This window comes from Micromonospora sp. NPDC049580, assembly GCF_040675595.1.
Lineage (GTDB): Bacteria > Actinomycetota > Actinomycetes > Mycobacteriales > Micromonosporaceae > Micromonospora.
The window spans coordinates 1-3,742 of sequence record NZ_JBFAPG010000561.1; the positions used below are offsets into that span (position 1 = coordinate 1).

Consider the following 3,742-nt stretch of genomic DNA (forward strand, 5'->3'; position numbering starts at 1 on the left):
CTCGCGGGCGCCCGAGCAGAGTCGGCGCCCACGGCGACGCCGTGGTCTTCCCCCTGCACCCCCCGCAGGTCTGCCTCCACTCAACGCCGCCCGGAGACGTTTGTCCCCCACCCGCGGCCGGAATCAACCGTCCGGGCGAGGGTCAACGGCACGACGGGTGGCCCGGCAATAGGTCGAGTCGACGGTCATGGATGCGATGGAGGGATTGGCCGGTGCGCCCTTTGCGGTGATGCGTCGTAAGGTGGGGGGATGGGCATGCTCTGCGCGGTCAGCTTCAACCGGTACGGGCGCCTCTACTACCTCGACCCGGGCGAGTTGCGCCCGCAGGTGGGCGACCGGGTGCTGGTGCCGACCGACGACGGGCCCGAGGTGGCCGAGTGCGTCTGGGCCGCCCAGTGGGTGACCGAGGAGACCGACGGCTTCCCCCGGCTGGTCGGGCTGGCCGGCGACGACGACCTGCTCCGGGACGAGGCGCTGCGCCGTCGTAAGGCCGAGGCGAAGGTGGCGGCGAAGCGGCTGATCCGTGCGCACGGCCTCCCGATGAAGGTGGTGGCCGTCGACCACGTGCTCGGCTCGGGTGACGGCGGCGGCGAGCGCAGCACCGTCTACTTCACCGCCCCGCACCGGGTGGACTTCCGTTCCCTGGTCCGCGACCTGGGCGCCACCCTGCACTGCCGGGTCGAGCTGCGGCAGCTCTCGGCACGGGATTCGGCCCGCGTCCAGGGCGGCATCGGCTCGTGTGGTCGGGACCTGTGCTGCGCGACGTTCCTCACCGACTTCGAGCCGGTGACCATCCGGATGGCCAAGGACCAGGATCTGCCGCTGAACCCGCTGCGCATCTCGGGGGCGTGTGGCCGGTTGATGTGCTGCCTGAAGTACGAGCACCCGCTGTATGACAGAAGCGGCACATACCCGACGAGCGGCCAGCGGGTTACCACCCCGGAAGGCGAGGCCAGGGTCGTCTCGCGGCACGTCCCGAGCGAGACGGTGACTGTTCGCCAGCTCTCCAGCGGCGAGACCAAGCGGTGCTCGCTGTCTGACGTCTGCGGATCGCGCCGGTCATACGAAGAAGGCCCCACTCCGTAGAGCAGGGCCTCCTCCACCCCAGGGGAACCGGACTACACCCCCTGGCCCCCCGGCTAACCCTGTTGATCAAGAGGTTTGCGTCAGGATTCGGGCCCCGAATGACGCAAACCTCTTGATCACCTGGTGGGTCCGGTCAGGGTCAGTGCAGGACGATGGGGGGTTCGGTCAACTGGGGGGTTAGCGGCGTTTTCGGGGTCAGCCAGCTTGCGGAGGGGGAGTCGTCGGGGTTCACCTGCCAGTCGCGGGCCACCCGGTCCACTCCGAGCGAGTAGACGGTCAGCGTGCCGTCCGGGTCGATGCGCAACCGCAGGAACGACTTGGAGTCCTCGATGCCCTGCCCGGCGAACAGTTCGTTGACGTTCACCCCGAACGCACTGGCGACCAGCAGGTACGCCGCCACCAGCTGACTGGCGACCAGGCCGATGACCGGGCCGTACAGCACCGCCGCGGCGACCGCCGGCAGCGGCCACGGCCAGTCGTAGAACGGCAGCGCCAACCAGACCCAGGTTCCGCCGGCGGCCAGCGCCACCTGGGCCACGCCGTGGCTGACGCCGAGAATCCAGTGCCGGACATGCCGCTTGCCGCTGGCGCTGGGCGGCTTGGCGAACAGGGCCGCCGCCACCACCGTCACGAGCACCATCAGCACCAGCGGGACGCTGAACAGTCGCTGGTTGGTGCTGTCGGCCCAGTTCGCCGCCGCGCCCGCCATGGCCAGCATCAGCAGGGTGTGCAGGGTGCCGAGCAGCGTGGTGAAGCCGGGGTTGCGGAACGGCAGTCGGGCGAAGATGCCCCAGCCGTAGCGCCGGGAGCGGGCCGCGTCCGGATAGCGGGCCACCAGGTCGTACGGCTGTGTGCGGCTGGCCCGTCGAGCCAGCGTGTCCCGGGGCGGCACCTCGATGCGCTCCGGCAGCTTGTGCGTCGGGTACAGGTACGCACCGCCGCCGCCACAGGTGATCAACTGCCGGCCCGGGCCGGCGTAGCGGGCGTAGTGGTGCAGGTCGCCGGAGAGCAGCAGCCGCACCTGCGCCCCGGTCGGGTCGATGATGGTCCGGATGAAGTAGTCGATCGAGTCGTACGCCATGGGGTCGTCGGCGGCCTTGACCCAGGTCGGCGACGGCGCCGCGATGATCACCTTCGACTCCGGGGTGAGTCGCCGGGCCACCTCGTCGAAGTAGGCCAACTGTGGGTCGTCCAGGTATGAGCCGGACTGGTCGTCGACGCCCAGCAGCCACCAGCCGGCCGGCAACTCCACGGCGAAGTACGACCGCGACTGCCCGGTGCGCCAGCCGGCGAAGTTGCGGTCCCGGGAGCGAACGAACAGCCGCAGGAAGGCGGTCAGGCCGTCGTACCAGTCGTGGTTGCCCGGCACCGCGAACAGCGTGGGACGGTCGGGCGGGGCCGCCGGCAGCGCGGCCTGGTACGGCCCCTTGCACCGGTTCTCGTACTCCGCGTAGGCCGCCGACGGGTACACCTGGTCCCCGCCCATCACCAGGGTCTGCGCACGGGGCAGCCGGTGCCCGTCCACGGTCAGCTCCGGCTGCGCCAGCAGGTACGCGACGGAGTAGGTGGCGTGGAAGCCGTCACCGAGGTCGGCCACGTAGTCGAGCCACAGCCCGCCGTCCGGCCCCGCCTGGCTGAAGATGCCGTCGCCGAAGGCGTTCTGCAGCTCGCGCTTGTCCAGGTAGGCGCCGAAGAGGATCGCCAACAGCGTGCGGATACCGGTGCTGATCAACAGGAACGGGGCCAGCCATGGCACCGGCTTGCGGGGGGTGAAACCCAACTCCAGTGGATCGGTGGAGCGCGGCCGGCGAGGGGCCCGCTCCCCGTCGGGTTGCTCGCCCGCCGGGGTCTGGTGATCGTCGCGTTCGTCACTCACCCGCCGCAGCGTAGTACCGGTCCCGGCGAGGCGCTGTCCGGTAATTAGCCAGATGGCAATGGTTGTCCGGTTGGTGTTGACGGAGGCGCGGGGGTATCCCGTTCGGTCCGGGGCCGGGGGGTGCCGTACACTTGCTGATCGTTGCCGCCTTAGCTCAGTCGGCTAGAGCGACGCACTCGTAATGCGTAGGTCGACGGTTCGATTCCGTCAGGCGGCTCGGTACGGAAGCCCAGGTCAATGGCCTGGGCTTCTGCGTTTCCCGAGGTCGACAACACCGCCGCCGACCGTGCCAGTCCGCAAATAGTCCGCATCCCGCGCCGCGACTGCCTCGTCCAGCCGGTTGGCGACCGCGTCCAGGTCGTCACCGAAGAGGCCCGCGTACACGTCCAGGGTCATCGACGCCGAGGCGTGCCCGAGCATTCGCTGCACCGCCTTGACGTCGGCGCCCGCCGCCACGGCCAGACTCGCCGCCGTGTGCCGCAGGTCGTGGGGAGTCAGCCCGTCCAGGCCGACCGACTCAGCAGCCGGCGCGAAGATCCGCGAACGGAAGTTGGTGTTGCGCAGCGGCTCACCGTGCGGAGCGGTGAACACCAGATCCTCGCGCCGCTTCCCGGCGACGTGTGCCGCCAGCTCGTCGACGAGGAAGCGCGGGATCGGCACCGACCGGCGCTGGTGGTTCTTCGGCGTGCCCTCCACCAGCTCGCCGCCGACCTCCGTGAAGGCCACCGCCACGGTCACCCGACGCCGCAGCAGATCAAGCGGCCCGCAAGCGGGCCGCGC

General features: G+C 70.3%; 3 protein-coding genes and 1 tRNA gene. 2 read left to right on the forward strand and 2 right to left on the reverse strand.

Translation table 11 applies throughout. The features are described 5' to 3' along the window. Positions 1–249: 249 nt before the first annotated feature. Positions 250–1,086: a regulatory iron-sulfur-containing complex subunit RicT gene (gene ricT / locus AB0J68_RS29060; RefSeq protein WP_354854689.1), complete on the forward strand. Its 837-nt coding sequence runs from the start codon at positions 250–252 to the stop codon at positions 1,084–1,086. A gap of 139 nt (positions 1,087–1,225) precedes the next feature. Here ricT and AB0J68_RS29065 read toward each other — a convergent pair whose 3' ends face one another. Further along, a complete protein-coding gene (locus AB0J68_RS29065) occupies positions 1,226–2,962 on the reverse strand; it encodes a metallophosphoesterase (RefSeq protein WP_363941702.1) in 1,737 nt (578 codons plus the stop codon). A 143-nt stretch (positions 2,963–3,105) separates the two neighbouring features. On the opposite strand from AB0J68_RS29065, the gene AB0J68_RS29070 reads away from it, so the two are divergent. Continuing rightward, positions 3,106–3,179, forward strand: a tRNA-Thr gene (locus AB0J68_RS29070). 17 nt (positions 3,180–3,196) lie between these two features. Here the strand turns inward: AB0J68_RS29070 and AB0J68_RS29075 are convergent. Next, positions 3,197–3,742 (reverse strand): tyrosine-type recombinase/integrase (locus AB0J68_RS29075; RefSeq protein ID WP_363941705.1); only part of this gene is annotated, 546 nt, incomplete at its 5' end.